The sequence below is a fragment of the Poseidonocella sp. HB161398 genome, assembly GCF_005870025.1.
Lineage (GTDB): Bacteria > Pseudomonadota > Alphaproteobacteria > Rhodobacterales > Rhodobacteraceae > Mangrovicoccus.
In genome coordinates this window covers 24740-42548 of the sequence record NZ_VATA01000043.1, presented here as the reverse complement: position 1 = coordinate 42548, position 17809 = coordinate 24740, and the positions used below count along the sequence as shown (strand labels likewise).

The 17809-nt window shown below is 68.3% G+C and carries 15 protein-coding genes and 3 pseudogenes; 8 read left to right on the top strand and 10 right to left on the bottom strand.

From position 1 onward, the window contains the following. Positions 1 to 82: 82 nt before the first annotated feature. The 3 genes and pseudogenes from FGX59_RS25680 to FGX59_RS39815 all read left to right on the top strand — a co-directional run. A complete protein-coding gene (locus tag FGX59_RS25680) occupies positions 83 to 484 on the top strand; it encodes a hypothetical protein (RefSeq protein ID WP_138469980.1) in 402 nt (133 codons plus the stop codon). 160 nt (positions 485 to 644) lie between these two features. Further along, positions 645 to 1122, top strand: a pseudogene (locus tag FGX59_RS25675) (IS21 family transposase); the annotation flags it as partial. Positions 1123 to 1309: 187 nt separating this feature from the next. Beyond that, positions 1310 to 2221, top strand: a pseudogene (locus FGX59_RS39815) (ATP-binding protein); the annotation flags it as partial. A gap of 521 nt (positions 2222 to 2742) precedes the next feature. Here FGX59_RS39815 and FGX59_RS39475 read toward each other — a convergent pair. After that, the gene (locus FGX59_RS39475) at positions 2743 to 4311 is read right to left on the bottom strand and encodes a GTPase (RefSeq protein WP_171060828.1); all 1569 of its coding nucleotides are present in this window, start codon (positions 4309 to 4311) and stop codon (positions 2743 to 2745) included. Continuing rightward, a complete protein-coding gene (locus FGX59_RS25660; protein WP_240722710.1) occupies positions 4298 to 5311 on the bottom strand; it encodes a YcjF family protein in 1014 nt (337 codons plus the stop codon). Before FGX59_RS25660 ends, FGX59_RS39475 begins: the two co-directional genes overlap by 14 nt. Positions 5312 to 5594: 283 nt before the next feature. Here FGX59_RS25660 and FGX59_RS25655 point away from each other — a divergent pair, with 283 nt between their 5' ends. Together FGX59_RS25655 and FGX59_RS38880 are read left to right on the top strand one after the other, a co-directional pair. Further along, a complete protein-coding gene (locus FGX59_RS25655; protein WP_138469977.1) occupies positions 5595 to 5978 on the top strand; it encodes a hypothetical protein in 384 nt (127 codons plus the stop codon). Between the two features lie 134 nt (positions 5979 to 6112). Next, a pseudogene (locus FGX59_RS38880) lies at positions 6113 to 6388 on the top strand (IS5/IS1182 family transposase); the annotation flags it as partial. 115 nt (positions 6389 to 6503) lie between these two features. Here the strand turns inward: FGX59_RS38880 and FGX59_RS25650 are convergent. Beyond that, a complete protein-coding gene (locus tag FGX59_RS25650) occupies positions 6504 to 6833 on the bottom strand; it encodes an AzlD domain-containing protein (protein WP_138469976.1) in 330 nt (109 codons plus the stop codon). Further along, positions 6830 to 7558, bottom strand: a complete 729-nt coding sequence (locus tag FGX59_RS25645; RefSeq protein WP_138469975.1) for an AzlC family ABC transporter permease — start codon at positions 7556 to 7558, stop codon at positions 6830 to 6832. Before FGX59_RS25645 ends, FGX59_RS25650 begins: the two co-directional genes overlap by 4 nt. Before the next feature lie 135 nt (positions 7559 to 7693). On the opposite strand from FGX59_RS25645, the gene FGX59_RS25640 reads away from it, so the two are divergent. Both FGX59_RS25640 and FGX59_RS25635 read left to right on the top strand, forming a co-directional pair. Then, the gene (locus FGX59_RS25640) at positions 7694 to 9475 is read left to right on the top strand and encodes an IlvD/Edd family dehydratase (RefSeq protein WP_138469974.1); all 1782 of its coding nucleotides are present in this window, start codon (positions 7694 to 7696) and stop codon (positions 9473 to 9475) included. 10 nt (positions 9476 to 9485) lie between these two features. After that, positions 9486 to 10220 carry an SDR family oxidoreductase gene (locus FGX59_RS25635; protein WP_138469973.1) on the top strand — a complete coding sequence of 245 codons (735 nt, stop codon included), beginning with the start codon at positions 9486 to 9488 and terminating at the stop codon, positions 10218 to 10220. Positions 10221 to 10253: 33 nt separating this feature from the next. Here the strand turns inward: FGX59_RS25635 and FGX59_RS25630 are convergent, their stop codons facing one another. The 6 genes from FGX59_RS25630 to FGX59_RS25605 form a co-directional block, all read right to left on the bottom strand. Beyond that, positions 10254 to 11150 (bottom strand): DMT family transporter, encoded by an 897-nt coding sequence (locus FGX59_RS25630; protein ID WP_240722708.1) that lies wholly within the window; start codon positions 11148 to 11150, stop codon positions 10254 to 10256. Beyond that, positions 11147 to 11872 carry an SDR family oxidoreductase gene (locus FGX59_RS25625; protein WP_138469972.1) on the bottom strand — a complete coding sequence of 242 codons (726 nt, stop codon included), beginning with the start codon at positions 11870 to 11872 and terminating at the stop codon, positions 11147 to 11149. Before FGX59_RS25625 ends, FGX59_RS25630 begins: the two co-directional genes overlap by 4 nt. Before the next feature lie 10 nt (positions 11873 to 11882). Further along, on the bottom strand, positions 11883 to 13373 hold the full coding sequence (locus FGX59_RS25620; RefSeq protein WP_138469971.1) for a UxaA family hydrolase: 1491 nt from the start codon (positions 13371 to 13373) through the stop codon (positions 11883 to 11885). A gap of 66 nt (positions 13374 to 13439) precedes the next feature. Then, a complete protein-coding gene (locus tag FGX59_RS25615; RefSeq protein WP_206078432.1) occupies positions 13440 to 15068 on the bottom strand; it encodes a TRAP transporter large permease subunit in 1629 nt (542 codons plus the stop codon). Position 15069: 1 nt separating this feature from the next. Continuing rightward, positions 15070 to 15879, bottom strand: a complete 810-nt coding sequence (locus FGX59_RS25610; protein ID WP_138469970.1) for a TRAP transporter small permease subunit — start codon at positions 15877 to 15879, stop codon at positions 15070 to 15072. Positions 15880 to 15939: 60 nt separating this feature from the next. Next, positions 15940 to 16956 (bottom strand): TRAP transporter substrate-binding protein, encoded by a 1017-nt coding sequence (locus FGX59_RS25605; protein ID WP_138469969.1) that lies wholly within the window; start codon positions 16954 to 16956, stop codon positions 15940 to 15942. Positions 16957 to 17145: 189 nt separating this feature from the next. Between FGX59_RS25605 and FGX59_RS25600 the strand changes: the two genes are divergently transcribed. Beyond that, positions 17146 to 17808, top strand: coding sequence for a GntR family transcriptional regulator (locus tag FGX59_RS25600; RefSeq protein ID WP_138469968.1), 663 nt, complete (start codon positions 17146 to 17148; stop codon positions 17806 to 17808). Position 17809: the final 1 nt, after the last annotated feature.

Sequence of the window (17809 nt, the reverse complement as noted above, 5' to 3'; positions counted from 1 at the left end):
CGTGCCGGGCCGTTCTGTGCCAGCCGCCATCCGGTGGCGCCATCGCGCCAGGCCCGATACACTGAACAGGATGCGATGATCGATGAGCAGAACTGTCTGGGGCTTCCGAGTGGCGCGCAGCAAGGGCGGCCGCAATATCTGGCGCCCGGAGTTGAAACGCGAAGCCGCCCGGAGGATGCTGGAGGAGAACCGGCCGCCCGCCGAGCTTGCGCGCGAGATCGGCGCCAATGACTTCCTGGTCCGCGAATGGCTCAATGAGGAACGCCTGCGGCGTGCCTCGGCCCGGCGTCCGGCGGGCGGATTTGCCGAGGTCATCGTCGAGGACGCCGGAGCGGCCGCGCCGGACGTCCTGCGCGAGGCGGAAGCAGCCCGCAGACGGGCGGCAAGCATCTGCATTTCGTTCGGGGACGTCCGGATGGAGGTACCGGCGGACCTGGACGAGGGCACATTGTCGAAATTCATCCGCGCCCTGAGGGCGGCCTGATGCTGCAGCTGATGCCCTTCTAAGAGCCAAGGCGCGATCTGGGACTGGCTGATGCGGGCATTGCCCTTCCGGAGGATGGCGAAGACTTCGCGGGCGATGTAGCGCTTGAGGCTGCGCAATGCCTCGAGCTTCGAGTTCCCCTCGGCGACACGCCGGGCGACATAGGCCCGTGATCCAGCGCTCCCACCATCTGCCGAACCGGACGATCTACGACTGGCGGCATTACCTCGCCGTCATCCAGAGGAACCCGGGCGCGCTCCGGAGTGAGCCATGTGGTCGCCATCGGTCCGAGACCCATGGCGAACGCTCCCTTCGCGGAATTGCCCGACGCCTTCCGGACCCTCCAGCATCAGCTGCTGAAGCGGTCGGGCGGCGACCGGGAGATGGTCGATATCCTGGCCCTGGTGCTGCAGCACGACGAGGCTGCCGTGCTCCGCGCGGTGGAAATGGCCCTGAAGGCAGGCGTCCCTGCCAAGACCCATGTCCTGAACCTCCTGCACCGGCTGACCGGTACCGCGCCCAGCCTGCCCGAGGTCACGCCTCCGGAGGCGCTGGCGCTGTCGAAGGAGCCCAAGGCGGATGTCGGGCGCTATGACGGCCTGCGCGGCAGGGAGCAGGCGAGCCGCAATGCGTCATGATCCGGCCAGCGGCGCGATTGTCATCATGGTTCGCGCAGCCTGAAGATGTACGGCATGGCGTCGTGCGGCAAGCACGCCTCCGGCGTGACCGGTGGACGACCTGATGAGCCAGGACGCGCCAGCCTTCGAGGCATGAGGAGGATCAGGCAACGATCCGGGGGATCGTTTCCCCGACGATTGAACCCCGATCCTGTCGCAGCTGCTCAAGGCAGAGCTCGCGGAACGCGAGGTCCGCTCCATCGCCTGCCACATGAAGGCCGCGTCCGCCACGAGCCTCGGACCGGTGGCGGCATCGTGGCGAACTCCCGGCCGACAAGGACATGGCCGGGTTCCGCTTCGAAGGTCGTCCATCGAGGCGCCATCGGTCCGAGCCCGGTGGACGACGAAATCGGCGAGGCGCTGGTGCGACAGCTCCACCGCTGCCCTCGCCAGCGGTCTCGGACCGATGGCGACACGCTGGCTCGATCCTCGATGGCGCCCGCAATGTCGTCCTGATCCGCTGCCCGGCAGGGTATTGCGTAGCAATGCCCGAGAGGGGGCGGGCCCGGCACGGGAAAGACGCATGTGGCGACCGCACTGGGCGTCCAGGCGGTGGAGCACCACCGCAAGAAGGTCCGGTTCTTCTCGACAGTCGACCTCGTCAACACGCTCGAGCAGGAGAAGGCGCAGGGCAAGACGGGCAAAATCGCCGAGGCCCTCGTGCGCGCAGATCTGGTGATCCTGGACGAGCTTGGACACCTGCCGATCAGCGCCACCGGCGGCGCCCTGCTGTTCCATCTGCTCGAGCCGAGCTCTACGAGCGCACCAGCGTCATCATCACGACCAACCTCAGCTTCAGTGAATGGGCGTTCGCCAGTGGGCTCGAACCAGTGGCGCCTTCACGGGCTCACTGTTCGGCGATGCCAAGATGACCACCGCGCTCCTCGACCGGCTCACCCACCGCTGCACTCGCCGTCGCCAGCGGCGCTCGGACCGATGGCGCATCCGCTGGCAACTCCTCGGACCAATGGCGGACAATGGCTCGTTCCTCGAGACCGGCAACGACAGCTACCGCTTCAAGGCCAGCTCCGAGGCGGCAAGAACCAGGAAGGAGAAATGACCGGCATTGACCGCCGCATGAACCGGGCACCATAGTCTGCAGGCGGGTCAATTCTCGATGGAAAACCCGGGTCAGTTCTCAACGGAAACCAACACCGCAATATCGCGACACCGAGGCCAGGCGCAGCTTCAGCGAAGCGTTCGAAGGAGCTGGCCGCCGGGAACCGGCGCTGCGGCTCCCGAGAGCCTCGCGGTCTCGCCGCCACCTCTCGGCACTCAACCCCAACCGGAGGTTTGCAGGTCAAACCGGCCCGGATAAAGGGGGGAGGGCCAGTGGCGCTGCCGTGAAGAACCTGTCCCGTAGGGCATCCTTCCGATGGTCACACAACAGCAGACCGCCACGCCCCGGGACGAAGCACCTAGCAGGGTGCAGAAAAATGGCTCTGAGGCGTCGCCAGGGCGGAAACTGTTCCGTATTCGGCTGAAGCATCCCCGAGAGAAGATCACGTACAGCCGCATTCCGGACAAATTTTCCGGTCTTGCCCTGCACTCTGTCGCCGGACGGGCTTTTCCGGCACCCTGCTAGGCGTCGCCGTCTGCAGATCCTTCGTCTTGCGCATATTTCCGACCGATTGCCGAGAGCGCGCCGCGGAGGCCGCGCCCGGCGCGCCCTGCCTCCTTCCGCACGCCGCTGGTCCGGGCCTCGATCCGCAACCGGTTTCTCTGCGTGTCGAGCGCCGGGCCGACGAGGCTGTCGATGCGGGCCCGAAGGCGGTCGATATTCCAGTCGGGCTCGGCAAGCACGACGGGGATCGTGCTGGCGGTGACGCCCGGGTCGGCGAGGTCCTGTTGAACGGCCGCGACGACCGCGGTGACGCGTTCCATTGCCTCCGGGGGGAGGTGGCCTTCGGGGAAGGGCCAGGCGGGAAGCAGCTCGTCGATGCAGGACACGGCCACCACCACCGGCGGCATCCGCCGGCGCGCGTCGCCCGAGATGATCTCGCGCAGCATGGCGATGGTGGCGCGGTCGATCTCCCGCGCCGGACGGTTGGCGCGGACGGTCCAGATGACGAGGTCGGCGCGTGCCAGTTCCCCGGCGATCTTCCGGGCCAGCCGGGACGAGCCGTCGAGCCCCGGCATGTCGAGCAGCATCGCCGCCACCCCGTCGAAATCGGCGGGATAGGTCGTCGGCGCCTCGGTGGTCGGGATCACGTCGACTTCGGCCAGGCTGGCGCCGAGCAGCGCATTGACGAGGCTCGACTTGCCGGCGCTGATCTGGCCGGCGACGGCGATGCGCAGCGGCATGTCGCCGGCCGCCAGCCGTGCCCGGTCGAGATCGCTTGCGGCAAGGCCGAGATCGAGCAGCTCGGAATCCGAAAAGCGCAGCCGTCCCGAATAGAGTTCGACGGCGGAGGCAGCGACCTCCTCGAGCAGCAGCCCCTGCAGGATGCCGGTGCCTTCGCCGGTGATGAAGGAGGAATGGCCCTCGGCGATGGCCCCCTCGATCTCGCGCAGGACGGCGGTGGGCAGGGACTTGAACGCGCGGATCACGCGCCAGGCGTTCCAGCCATGCTTCGTGACCTTCCGGGCCAGGTCGCGGCGGTCCCAGAGCCAGAGCAGGGTGCGCAGCGAGATGCTGTCGGAAAAGGGAACCTTGTCGCGGATATCCGAGCGCAGGCGCACCGCGACGCGGTCGATGAGCAGCAGGGCCTCTGGAACGGTGAAGTCGAGCATTCCCTTGTCGCCCTTGCCCGAGGCCGCCGCGACCCGCCGCACGACTTCCTGCGCGACGGGCTGCAGGTCCTCCCATGGCAGGGGGCTCGCCGTCTTCTCGTGGATGAAGACCTGCGCCGCCGTGAAGGCGGCGGCCTCGCGCTCGCTCCATGACGGATCGATCCGCGCGTGCAACTGTCCGGGCCGCTGCGCGGGCGCGGTCTCGCGGCTGCGCATCCAGATCCGCAGGAGGCGGATGAGCGCGACCAGCCCGCCGAGCGAGATCGAGGCCACGATGAATTCGACGAGCCAGCCGTGCTCGATCATCCAGGCGAAACCGGCGAGCATCGCCGCCAGGAAGGGCAGCGCAAGGGCGGCCACGGCGAGCAGCCGGTCCCATCGAAGGAGGGCAGGGCGGAGGCGCTCAGCCAGCTTCATCCGAGGACCTCCTGAAGGCGCGCTGGTAGACGCTGCGCAGCTCTTCTTCGCTCGGCGGCCTGCCATGCGCGCTGCCGAACAGGAAATAGGCTGCGGCCCGGCCGAGCGCGTAGGTGGAGGCGAAGCTGATCGCGCCCGCGGTGGCGGCTCCCACGGTCTGACCGTAGACCGGGACCAGCTTGGCCAGCTGGCGCAGGCCGAAATTCGCGGCATAGCGCGCACCGACGCTGAGCCCCATGGTGCCGAGAAATGCCGCGCCGACCTTGCGGTCCCATGCCACCCCATAGCGCTGCCCCAGCTCGTGCAGCATCTTGAGCTGCGTCGCGGGCACCGTGACCATGCCGACCACCGGGGCGAGATCGCCTGTCAGCGCCACCCCGGCATAGGACAGGACACAGCGCTTGTGCTTCTGGAATTCGAGATGTTCGGCGTCGCCGCTGCGGGATTTCTCCAGCGCGAGGCCCACCGGCGGAAGCACTTCGAGCAGCTGCTGCCGCAGCGCATCGAGCCCGCCGGCATCGGTGGCCAGGCCCGGCGCCAGCGACAGCGTGACCCGGGGAAGTTCCCGTCCGGCGGCGCGGTTCATCCGGGCAGAGATCGTCCGTTCCGCGCGATCGCGGGCATCGTGGCCGGATACGAGGTCCCTGCCGGTCAGCACGAGGATGGCGCGCCTGCGCCCGTCCGCCCGGACGATGTCCGATAGGGCATCGGCGACCGCGCCCTGGACGGGATCGTCAAGCCGGCAGACGGCCAGCAGCACGTGGCTGCGGTCCTGGCAGGCCGCGATATCCTCGGCGGGATCATAGCCGGCCTCGCCCAGGCCACGCGTGTCGAGAAAGCGCAGGAGCGGTTCCCCGGCGGGGAAATCATAGCTGCGCGCCGAGCGCGTGCAGGGCTTGAAGCCGTTTCCGATCTCGGCATCGGATTTCCCGGTCAGGGCGCAGATCAGGGAGGACTTTCCCGCGCCGGTCTTGCCGAGGAGCCAGACGACGGGCAGCACGACCTCTCCCGCCGCTTCGGGCGGCGGACGCTTGAAGCGTGTGAATATCGGGTTCCGCATCTTGTGTCCGATCTGTGGCCAGCCTCTTTCTCCCCTTGCAGCACGTTCGATCAAAAAGCCGCCCAGTTCAACATGACCGATCGGCCGGTCCGGAGGCCCGGCGGCCCGGCGGTGGGACCGTCTGTGCTTTTGGGGCGGACAGGCGAGGGTGGTTCGTCCTGCACTGGCGGCGTTTGAACGAGGGTTGCTCCAGCAGCGGGTCCTCATGCCAGGAGGCCGAACCATGGAAAAGCACAGCACCCTCCTTGCCGGTCTGGAGGTGTCGAAGGAGCGCCATGCGGTTGCCGTTGCCGGGAATGGCCGAGACGGGGACATGCGCTATCCGGGCGAGATAGGCTCGGACGGCGCGCCCGTGCGGTGGCTTGCGAAGACGCTGGCCTGCCCGGGCACCAGGCTGCATGTCCGCTGCGAGGCAGGCCCGAGCGGCTACGGCCTGAAGCGCCTGACCGGGACGTTCGGGCATGGCTGTGCCGGTATCGCGCTGTCGCTCTCCCCCCGCCGTCCCGGTGCCCTCGCGAAGACCAGCCGGCGGAACGCCGAGCGTCTGGCGCGATTGCTGCGGGCGGGCGGGCTCGCCCAGACCCTGGACGCCGGATCCGGCCCATGAGGCGATGCGCGACCCGGTGCGGCTGCGGGAATCCGCGGTGCGGGACCGGATCGGCGAGCAGTAGGAAACCCATCATCAACGCCCGTGTGATGCGCCAAAGGTCCGGACCCCACTGGCGACGCCCCATGACGCCCCATGACGCCGCAGGCTTCGTGGCCGATTGCCGGCAGGCCTGCATCACGCCCCATATCGCGCAGAAGGCGCGGTTCTCGGCGATCGACGGACGAACGGCGGGGCACGCGGGCTATGCGCTGTCGAAATGGCACCGGAAGCGCATCGATGAGCATTTCGGCTGGTTCAGAACGGTCGGCGAAGCAGCGCAGGCCGTCCATCGCGGGGTCGAGCAGGGGCGCCCCCGCTTCCTCCTCGCGCTGGCGGCCGCAAGCCTTGCCCGGCTGCCGCGGCTGCTGGCCATCCGAAGGCGGCGCCCGCCGCGCCAGGAGGCAAGGAACGGCCGGCAGACCGCGCCGCCGCGCCCGGCAAGACGGAACACCGTTCCGGCAGCCCGGCGATTTCAGCACGCTGCTAGAGCAGTGCTGCGAGCAGGCGCAGGCCGTAGAAGGCGCCCATCCCGGCCAGGATGGCGCCGATCACGCTGATCCGCATCCCGGCAGCGAAGGCGATCGCCCCGGCGGCGACGCGGATCCAGTCGGTCTGGCCGCCGGTCGCGGCCGGCCAGAGCAGCATCGGCGTCACCAGCGCGGGAAAGACCGAGATGCCGACATAGCGCAGGTGCAGCAGCAGCCAGCCGGGCAGCTCGCGCCCGCCGAGGAAGCCGAGGAAGGAAAAGCGGATCAGGAAGGTGCCGATCGCCAGAAGGATCGTCAGCAGCCAGAAATTGCCGGGATCAATCATGCCGCGGCCCTCCGGCGCTTCTGCCAGAGCTCGGTCTGCGCTCCGGCCACCATCGCGGTCAGCGCGGCGGCGAAGAGGCCGAGATTCCACGGCAGCCCGTGGAACAGGATCGCCGCTGCGACCGACACGCCTGCCGCCACGACATGCGCAGCGCTGCGCAGCAAGGGCGCGGACAGCGCGATGAAGCAGACGGGCGCGGCGAAATCCAGCTCCAGCGAAGCGGGGATCAGGTTCCCTGCCAGCGCGCCGACCAGGGTGAAGCCGTACCACATCGGGCAGATCAGCATCATGCAGCCCATGTAGTAGGCGACCTTCTCGGGCCGGGTCATGGCGGGCTCGTCCTCGTAGGTGCGCACCGCGACCGCGAAGGCCTGATCGACCATCAGATAGGCCATCAGCGCGCGCATCCCCAGCGGCGCATGGCCCAGATGCGGCACCAGCGCAGCAGAGTACATCGCCATGCGCAGGTTGACCACCAGCGCGGCAGCGAGCGCGACGAAGACCGGCGCCTGCTCCTGCAGCAGCGCGACGGCGGTGAACTGCGAGGCCCCGGCAATGACCAGCACGGCCATCGTCATGGTCTGGACCAGGTCCAGCCCAGCGTCCCGGGCGACCACGCCGAAGAGCATCGAGAACGGCACGACGATCAGGATGAAGGGCGCGCAATCCCGGTAGCCGCGCCAGAAGGCACGGCCGGGCTGCCCGCCGGCAGCGGATTGGGTCATGGATTCGGCGCTCCTCCCAAAGGCGAATATTGTCCCTTGCTTTTTGGTATACCATTTCGCATGACTGTCAAAGGCGGAGAGGTGCCGGCGCGCGGAAAATGCGTCGGCCCCCGCCGGTCCGGAGGAGACAGCGACATGGGCGACACCCGCGCCAACAAGCGATTCCGCTCGCAGGAATGGTTCGACAATCCCAACAACCCCGGCATGACGGCGCTCTATGTCGAGCGCTACCAGAACCAGGGCTACACCCAGGGAGAGCTGCAGGGCGACCGCCCGGTCATCGGCATTGCGCAGACCGGCAGCGACCTGGCGCCGTGCAACAAGATCCACATCTTCCTGATGGACCGGATCAAGGTCGGCATCCGCGACGCGGGCGGCATCCCGATGGAATTCCCGGTCCACCCGATCCAGGAGACCGGCAAGCGTCCGACGGCCGCGCTCGACCGCAACCTGTCCTATCTGGGCCTCGTCGAGGTGCTGCACGGCTATCCGATCGACGGCGTCGTGCTGACCACCGGCTGCGACAAGACCACGCCCGCGATGCTGATGGGGGCCGCCACCGTCGACATTCCGGCAATCGCGCTCAATGGCGGGCCGATGCTCGACGGCTGGTGGAAGGGCAAGCGCGCGGGCTCGGGCACCATCATCTGGGAAAGCCGCCGCCTGCTGGCCGAGGGCGAGATCGGCTATGACGAATTCATGGACCGCGTCTGCGCCTCCGCCCCCTCGCTGGGGCACTGCAACACGATGGGCACGGCCTCGACGATGAACGCGATGGCCGAGGCGCTGGGGATGACGCTGACCGGCAGCTCGGCGATCCCGGCGCCGTTCCGCGAGCGGATGAACATGGCCTACGAGACCGGCAAGCGGATCGTCGGCATGGTGCTGGAGGACCTGAAGCCCTCGGACATCATGACCCGCGAGGCCTTCGAGAACGCCATCAAGGTCAACTCCGCCATCGGCGGGTCCACCAACGCGCCGCCGCATCTGCAGGCCGTCGCGCGCCATGTCGGCGTCGAGCTCGACGTGACCGACTGGCAGAAAGTCGGCTATGACGTGCCGCTGCTGGTCAACATGCAGCCCGCCGGGACATACTTGGGCGAGAGCTTCTTCCGCGCGGGCGGCGTGCCTGCGGTGATGGGCGAGATGAGGAAGGCCGGGCTGCTGCACGAGGGCGCGATGACCGCGAGCGGAAAGACCCTGGCCGAGGCGCTGGAGGGCTGGGAAAGCCGGGACGCGGACGTGATCCGCACCGTGGCGGAGCCGCTGCGCCCGCATGCCGGGTTCAAGGTGCTCTCGGGCAATCTCTTCGACTCGGCCCTGATGAAGACCAGCGTGATCTCCGAGGATTTCCGCGCCCGCTACCTGTCGGAGCCGGGGCGCGAGGGCATCTACGAGGCCCGTGCCGTGGTCTTCGAGGGCCCCGAGGACTATCACGAGCGGATCAACGACGCGTCCCTCGGGATCGACGACCGGACGATCCTGTTCATCCGCGGCGTGGGCTGCGTCGGCTATCCCGGCTCGGCCGAGGTGGTGAACATGCAGCCGCCGGATGCGGTGCTCAAGCAGGGCATCAACCACCTGCCCACCGTCGGCGACGGGCGGCAGTCGGGCACCTCGGAAAGCCCCTCGATCCTCAACGCCTCGCCCGAGGCGGTGGTCGGCGGCGGGCTGGCGCATCTGAAGACCGGCGACACGGTGCGGCTCGACCTGAACGCGAGCCGGATGGACGCGCTGGTCGACCCGGCCGAATGGCAGGCGCGCATCGACGCCTGGGAGGCGCCCGAAATCCGCAACCAGACGCCCTGGCAGGAGATCTACCGCCGCCATGTCGGCCAGCTTTCCGATGGCGGCTGCCTCGAGCTGGCCACCGCCTACCAGAAGATCGGGAACGACCTGCCGCGCGACAACCACTGAGAGGACTGCCATGCCGACCATCATCATCACCGGCGCCGGAAGCGGCATCGGCCGCGCAACGGCCCGCACCTTCCTGGAGGCAGGATGGGACGTGGCGCTGGCCGGGCGCCGCCGGGACACGCTGGAAGAGACCGCCCAGGGCCATGCGAAGGCGCTGATCCTGCCCTGCGACGTCACCGACGAGGCCTCCACCGACGCGGCCTTCGACAAGGCCGCGGCCGAATGGGGCCATCTCGACGCGCTCTTCAACAATGCGGGCGTCTCGCTGAAGGGCGCGCCGATCGACGAGATCTCCGTCGCCGACTGGCGCAACCTGATCGACGTGAACGTGACCGGCGCCTTCATCGCGGCGCGCGCCGCCTTCCGGATCATGCGCCGCCAGGACCCGCAGGGCGGGCGGATCATCAACAACGGATCGGTCTCGGCCTATGTGCCGCGCTGGGGCTCGGCCGCCTATACGGCGTCGAAGCACGCGGTGCTGGGCCTGACCAAGACCGTGTCGCTGGACGGGCGGCCCTTCAACATCGCCTGCGGCCAGATCGACATCGGCAACACGCTGACCGACATGGCCGAGAAGATGACCAGGGGCGTGCCGCAGGCCGACGGCTCGATCGCGGTGGAACCGGTGATGGACGTGTCGAACGTGGCGAAATCGGTGCTGCACATGGCGTCGCTGCCGCTCGAGGCGAATGTGCAGGTCATGACGGTGATGGCCACCGCCATGCCCTATGTCGGCCGCGGCTGACGCGCCGTCCCGGAAAGGCCCCGCGGGGGCGCTTCAGAGCCCCCGCCGTGCCGCGCGCTCGCGCTGGATGATGTACCAGCTCGAGCCCGCGATGATCGCCCCGCCGAGCAGCGTCCATTGCGTCGGCCAGGTGCCGAAGACCAGGATGCCCGCGATCGCGGCCTGGACGATCTGCACATAGACGACCGGCGCCAGGATCGAGGCGTCGGCATAGCGGTGCGCCATCGTGGCCAGCGTATGCGCCGTGCCGCCGAAGACGCCGACCAGCAGCAGGACCAGCCCGGTGCCGAGGCTCTCGGGCCAGGTCCATTGCGCCAGCGCGACCGGCGCGAAGGCCAGCGTCGCCAGCCCCGTGCTCCAGACCTGGCTGGTCGAGATGCTTTCCGACCCGGCGATCATCCGCGTGACGATGTAGTAGACCGAGGCCGAGAGCATCGCGCCCACCGACAGCAATACCGCCGGATCGAACTCCGCCCCCCAGGGCTGGACCACCACCATCACGCCGAAGAATCCGGTGCAGACCGCGGCCACGCGCCGGATCCCGACGGTCTCCCCGAGCACCGGGATCGACAGCAGCGTCACCGCAATGGGACCGGCGAACATGATCGTCGTGGTCATGGTGATCGGCAGGAACTGCAGCGCGGCGAAGTTGCACGCCGTGCTGCCCAGGAGCGCGAAGGAGCGCAGCAGCTGCAGCAGCGGACGGCGCGAGCGCAGCACCGGCACCCCCTCGCGCGGCAGGAACCAGCCGAGCGCGAGGACCAGCGCCACCGCGTAGCGCATGAAGACGATCTGCACCACCGGCACCCCGGCGAGCAGAAGCCACTTCGCCGAGGTGTCGATGCACGTCATGAAGGTCACGCCGAGCGCCATCAGCCCCAGCCCGAGCGCGGTGCGCTCCTCTTTCGGGGCGACCGGGGCGTGGCTCACGCCGCCGCCCAGCCGCCGTCGATGATATGCGCCTGCCCGGTGGTGAATTTCGACTCGTCCGAGGCCAGGTAGACCGCCAGATGCGCGATCTCCTCGGGCGCGCCGATCCGGCCCATCGGCTGGCGGGCGATGAAGGCCTTCATCGCCGCGTCGTAGTCGCCGGTGGCGCGCAGGCGCTCGTGCAGCGACGGGCTGTCCACGGTGCCCGGGCAGATGCAGTTCACCCGCACCCCCCTGGTCACGTAGTCCACCGCCACCGATTTGGTCAGGCCGATCACCGCCGCCTTCGAGGCGCCATAGATGCAGCGCCCCGGCGCCGCGATCACCGAGCTGGCCACCGAGGCGATGTTGATCACCGAGCCGCCGCCGCGCTCCACCATCCCCGGCAGCGCCGCCTGGATCGCGTGGAACTGCGCGCGGACATTCAGCGCGAAGGCGAAATTGAACTCCGCATCCGTCGCCTCGGCGATGGTGCCGGCATGGACCACCCCCGCGCAGTTCATCAGGATGTCGGGCTGCGCCGCCTCGATCGCCGCGCTCAGCGCCGCCTTGTCGAGCACGTCGAGCGCGAAGGCATGGGCGACCTCCAGCCCGTCCAGAAGCTCCGGCTTCAGATCGGTCGCCGTCACCTCGGCGCCTTCCGCCGCGAAGGCCTGCGCCACCGCCCGGCCGATCCCCTGTCCGGCCGCCGTCACGAAGGCGCGCTTTCCCTGCAGTCTCATGTCGTTCTCCTCACATTACCGCGCCGACCAGCCAGGGCACGAACTCGTAGTCGCCCAGGCCCTGGGCTTCGGACTTGGACATCTCGCCCGAGGCCACGCGCAGCCACATTTCGTAGATCTCCCGGCCGACCTCCTCGACCGGCACGCCCTCGCTCAGGATGCGCCCGGCATTGATGTCCATGTCGCCCTGCATCCGCTGGAACATCTCCGTGTTGGACGCGATCTTCACCGTCGGCGAGGGCTTCGATCCGAAGGCCGAGCCGCGCCCCGTGGTGAAGCACACCAGGTTGCAGCCGCCCGCGATCTGCCCGGTCACCGAGGCCGGATCGTAGCCCGGGCTGTCCATGAAGGCGAAGCCCTTCCGGTCGACCTGCTCGGCATAGCGGTAGACCCCGGTCAGCGGCGTCGTCCCGCCCTTGGCGGCGGCGCCCAGCGACTTCTCGAGGATCGTGGTCAGGCCGCCCTTCTTGTTGCCGGGGCTGGGATTGTTGTCCATGTTGCCGCCGGCGCGCGCGGTGTAGTCCTGCCACCAGTCGATCAGCCCTAGCAGCCTCCGCCCGGTCGCCTCGTCCACCGCGCGCGCGGTCAGCAGGTGCTCGGCGCCGTAGATCTCGGGCGTCTCGGCCAGCACGCCGGTGCCGCCCTGCGCCACCAGCAGGTCGCAGGCATGGCCCAGGGCCGGGTTCGCGGTGATCCCCGACCAGGCATCCGAGCCGCCGCATTGCAGCGCCACGGTCAGTTCCGAGACGGGGCACGCCTCGCGCCGCGCCCTGTCGACGTCGGGCAGCATCTCCTCGATCATCTCGATTCCGTGGCGGATGGTGTTCTGCAGCCCGCCTTCCTCCTGGATGGTCATCACCCGGAACTGCGGCCCGGGCGTGATCCCGTAGGCCTCGAGCAGCCAGCCGATCTGCATGCCCTCGCACCCGAGCCCGGCCATCAGGACGCCGCCGACATTGGGGTTCCTCGCATAGCCCCAGAGCACCCGCTGCAGGATCTCGAAGCCGGTGCCGTCGCCGCCCATCGCGCAGCCGGTGCCGTGGACGAAGGCGGTGACGCCGTCGACATTGGGATAGGCCGCCAGCCTCTCGGGGGTGAAGTGCTCGGCGATGCGGCGCGCGGCGGTGGCCGAGCAGTTCACCGAGGTCAGGATGGCGATGTAGTTGCGCGTGCCGACCCTGCCGTTCGCCCGGCGGTATCCCAGGAACGTGTCCTGCGCCGCGGGCGCCGGGGCCGGCTGCAGGTTCGACGCGAAATCATGCGCGTGATCGACATTGCGGAATTCGCAGTTGTGGGTGTGGACATGGGCGCCTGCCGCGATGTCCCCGGCGGCATAGCCGATCACCTGGGCGTATTTCACCACCGGCTCGCCTTTGGCGATCGGCCGGGCCGCCAGCTTGTGGCCGCGCGGGACGGGTTCGGCCGCGCCATGCTCGCCCGGCGCGAGCGGGCGGATGGCGGTGACCACGTTGTCGGCTTCGGACAAGCGGACGGTACTCATTGGCAATTGGCTCCGGAACGGGGGGAGGGGGGTGCAAGGGGGGAGGGCCCTCCCCCCTTGCCTCGGTCACAGGAAGATCGACACCATCGGCGGCCAGATCAGCAGCACGGCGAGCGCGGCCAGCTGGAGCGCGATGAAGGGCAGGAACCCCTTGAAGATGTCGGTCAGCGAGATATGCGCAGGCGCCACCGATTTCAGGTAGAAGGCGGCAGGCCCGAAGGGCGGCGACAGGAAGCTCACCTGCATGTTCATGCAGAAGACCACGCCGAACCAGATCGCCACATGCGCCGGGTCGAGCCCGCCCAGGAGGCCCAGCTCCTCCACCGGCAGCTTCAGCACGATCGGCAGGAAGACCGGCATGATCAGCAGCACGATGCCGACCCAGTCCATGAACATCCCCATGACCAGGAAGATCGCCATCATCACCAGGATGATCCCCATCGTGGGCAGGTCGGCGCCGACGATCGCGTTCGCCACGTATGTCGGTCCGCCCGCCAGCGTATAGGCCGCCGCCAGCGCCGCGGCGCCGATCGTCACCCAGATGATCGTGCCGGTGGAGCGCAGCGTGCGCAGCAGGCTGTCCCAGACGATCTCGAAGGTCATCTCGCGGCGCACCAGCCCCAGCACGAAGACCGCGATCACGCCCATGCCGGCCGCCTCGGTGATGCCGGTGATGCCGCCGTAGATCGAGCCCAGCACCACGCCGATGACGATGATCGGCGCGACGAGGCCCTTGCCCATCTCCCAGCCGGCGGCGGTGCGCTCGCGGCCGACCACGAAGAGCATGACCACCGCGGCGAGGATCGCGAAACCGCCGAGCCAGGGCAGGTGCGACACCATCCCGAGGAAGATCGGGTCGACGCCCTCGCGGATCTCGTTGGCGCCGGTCAGCGTGAAGAACACCGCGCGCAGGAACAGCACGCCGCCGATCCAGATGCCCAGGCGGCAGAGGAAGCCGAGGAACATCAGCGCCTTCTCGCCGCCCGCAGGCGCGTCCGGATCCTCGGGCGGCAAGGGCGCCATCTCGGGGTTCAGCCGGGTCCGCACCAGGATGTAGATCACGAAGAACGAGGCCAGCATGAAGCCCGGCAGGAAGGATGCGGTGAACAGCGCCTTGATCGAGGTCTCGGTGATCAGCCCGTAGAAGATCAGCACGATCGAGGGCGGGATCATCGTGCCGAGGCTGCCGCTCGCGCAGATCGTGCCGATGGCGAGGTTCTGGTTGTAGCCCAGCCGCAGCATCTGCGGCAGGGCGATCAGGCCCAGCAGCACCACCTCGCCGCCGATGATCCCGGACATGGCGGCCATGATGACGGCCATGATCGAGGTCACGATGGCGATGCCGCCGCGGGTCCGCGACAGCCACACGTTCAGCGAGGAATACATGTCCCGAGCGATGCCGGAGCGTTCCAGGAGCGCCGCCATGAAGATGAAGAGCGGGATCGATATCAGGACGTAGTTCGTCATCTGCCGGTAGATCGCCTGGCCCAGCACCGCGAAGGGCCCGCGGCCGAAATTCGAGAACAGCAGCTCGGGGCCGAATTTCATCACCAGCACGGCAACGGCAAGGAAGGCAGAGGCGAAGCCCAGGGGCATGCCGAGCGCGAGCAGCACGAACATCATGCCCAGCGTCACCAGCGACAGCGTGCCGACATCGGCCACCTTCATCCAGGCGAAGAAGTCGAGGAATTCCATCTCAGTCTTCCTTCAGGGTCCGGCGGATGTTCTCGATCTCCGCCTCGTCGATGTCGTCCATGGGCGAATGATGCCCGGCCGTCTTGTTCCAGTCGGCGATCAGGTTCGACACGGACTGCACGGCAACCATCACGACGGTGATCAGGATCGCGGCCTTGATCGTGGCGGGGATGGGCGGGTCCCAGGCGGTGCCGAAAGTCTCCATCCGCGCCAGCTTGCTGACCGCCTCGTTCCAGCCGCCCCAGACCAGGCAGAAGGCGAAGAAGCAGACCAGGAAGACCGACAGCACGTCCGAGGCCCTCTGCACCGGGCGCGGCAGCAGGTCGTAGATCACGAAGATGCGGATATGCGTGCGCTGCTGCATGGCATAGAGCCCCGCCAGCAGGAAGACGAAGCCCGCGATCCACAGGGAAAGCTCGTTGGCCCAGAGCGTCGGCTTCTCGAAGACGTAGCGCGCCACGACCTCGTAGAACATCGACACCACGATGCCGGTGATGCCGATCATCGCGACGCGGGCGCAGATGAGGGACAGGATGTCGAAGGGCCCGGTGGGCCGGGTCTCGAGCGGCGCCACCGTGTCCGACAGCCAGGCCGCTCCGAGCAGCACCGCCGCAAAGAGCGACCAGAGCATCAGCAGCACGGACAGCCGGCCCGCCGGGCGCAGCATGTCGTACATGCCGATGGGCTCGGCGGCGGTGAAATGCCGGAGGACGAGCCAAAGGAAGGTGATCGCGGCGACGGCGCAGGCGGCGAGCGCGCCGAGGCCGACCGGTCTCCGCAGGGGACCCAGCCAGATGCTGTCTTGCGTCATGGCAGTATTCTCCGCTGGCGGCAGGACGGACGGCGCCCGCCCTGCCGGGGATGGACGGGATTACTTCGCGATCAGGCCCAGCTGGGTCAGATAGGCCTTGTGGCTTTCCACCAGCTCCTTGGCTTCGGGCGACTTCTCGGCCCAGACGTCCCAGGCCGCCTGCGCCGCCTTGCGGAAGGTCGCACGGTCCTCTGCGGACCAGTCATGCAGCGTGACGCCCGCTTCGGTCAGCCGCGCCGAGGCCTCGGCATTGGCCTTCTCGAAATAGAGAGCCGAGCGCAGCGCCAGCTTCTCCATCGCCACTTCGATGATCCGGCGCTGCTGGTCGGTCAGGCCTTCCCAGACGGCCTGGTTGCACGCCAGGTGGTCCGACGGCATCGAGTGGAACCCCGGATAGGTGGCATGCTTGGCCAGGTCGAAGAGCCCGATGGACTCGTCATTGGCCAGGCCCGAATAGTCGGTGCCCTCGATGATCCCGGTCTCCATCGCGGTGAAGACCTCGGTGAAGTCCATCACGATCGGCGAGGCGCCGAGATTGGCGAAGATCTCGGTCTCCATCCCCGGCGGCGAGCGGAATTTCCAGTCCTTCAGGTCGTCGGGACCCGCGATCGGGGTCGAGGAGACGAGCGACTCCTGGCCGTAGACCCACCAGCCGATCAGCTGCATGCCGAATTCGTTGTAGAGTTTCTGGGCCTTCTCCATGCCGCCGCCGTAGTAGAGCCAGCTGAGCTGCTGGTAGGGCGTGTCGTAGCCGCCCATGATGTCGCCGACGAACTGGAAGGCCGCGTTCTTGCCGGTCTGGTAGGCGCCGCCGGTCATGTCGCAGTCGATGATGCCGTTGGCGGCCGCGTCGAAGGTCTCCACCGTCGCCACCACGGAGGAGGCGTAGAACATCTCGATATCGATGGCCCCGCCGGACATGGTCTCCACGTCGTCGACGAACTGGGTGGCAAGCTGGCCCGAGGTCTGCTCGGGATTGTAATGCGTCTGGATGCGAAGCGTCACGTCCTGGGCTTGTACCGCTCCGGCTGCCGTAAGGGCAAGCGCCGTCGTTCCCAGAATCCTGGACAGGGTCATGTGTTGTTCCTCCCGGACGGCCCAGGGCCGCCTTTAGCCGTTTTTTTTCGGCGGACCTCCTCGCCCGCCGTGAATGGTATACCATTCTGGAAACACGCTAGCGCGGCGGCGCTCGACAATCAACTCTTTTTGGTATACCAAAACGGCGGGGCGCTCCGGTTGTCCTGCAGGACGAGGAAAGACAGGGACATGACCGACAGGACGCTGCCGGAGAAGATCGCGGACCAGATCCGGCGGGACATTCTCAGGGGCCGTTTCGCCCCGGGATCGCCGCTCAAGGAACGCGAGACGGCGCTGGAGATGGACGTGTCCCGAACCCCGATGCGCGAGGCGATTCGCATCCTCGCCAAGGAGGGGCTCGTGCTCCTGCGCCCCGCGCGCAGCCCGGTCATCGCCGACCCCTCGCTGGAGGAGATCATCGACGCGATCGACGTCCTGCGCGCGCTGGAGCTGCTCTCCGGCGAGCTGGCCTGCCGCCGTGCCACCGACGAGGACCTGGAGCGGATCGCTGCGATGCAGGGCGACATGGCCGCCCGCTATGACGCGCTCGACACGCTCGACCTGTTCGAGCTCGACATGGGCTTCCACACCGCCATCGTCGAGGCTGCCCGGAACGAGGCGCTGCTGGGCACCTACCGCGCCTATCTGGAGCGTCTCTGGCGGGCCCGCTACCTGTCGGCCAGCCAGCGCCGCAGCCGCGACCGGGTGCTGCGCCAGCATGGCGATATCGTGGCCGGGCTGCAGGCCCGCGATCCCGCGATGGTCGCCGCCGCGATGCGCGCCCATCTCGAGGCGCTCGAGGAAAATATCCGCGCCAGGTACGAACAGGACGCCGAAGGGTCCGGCGCCTGAC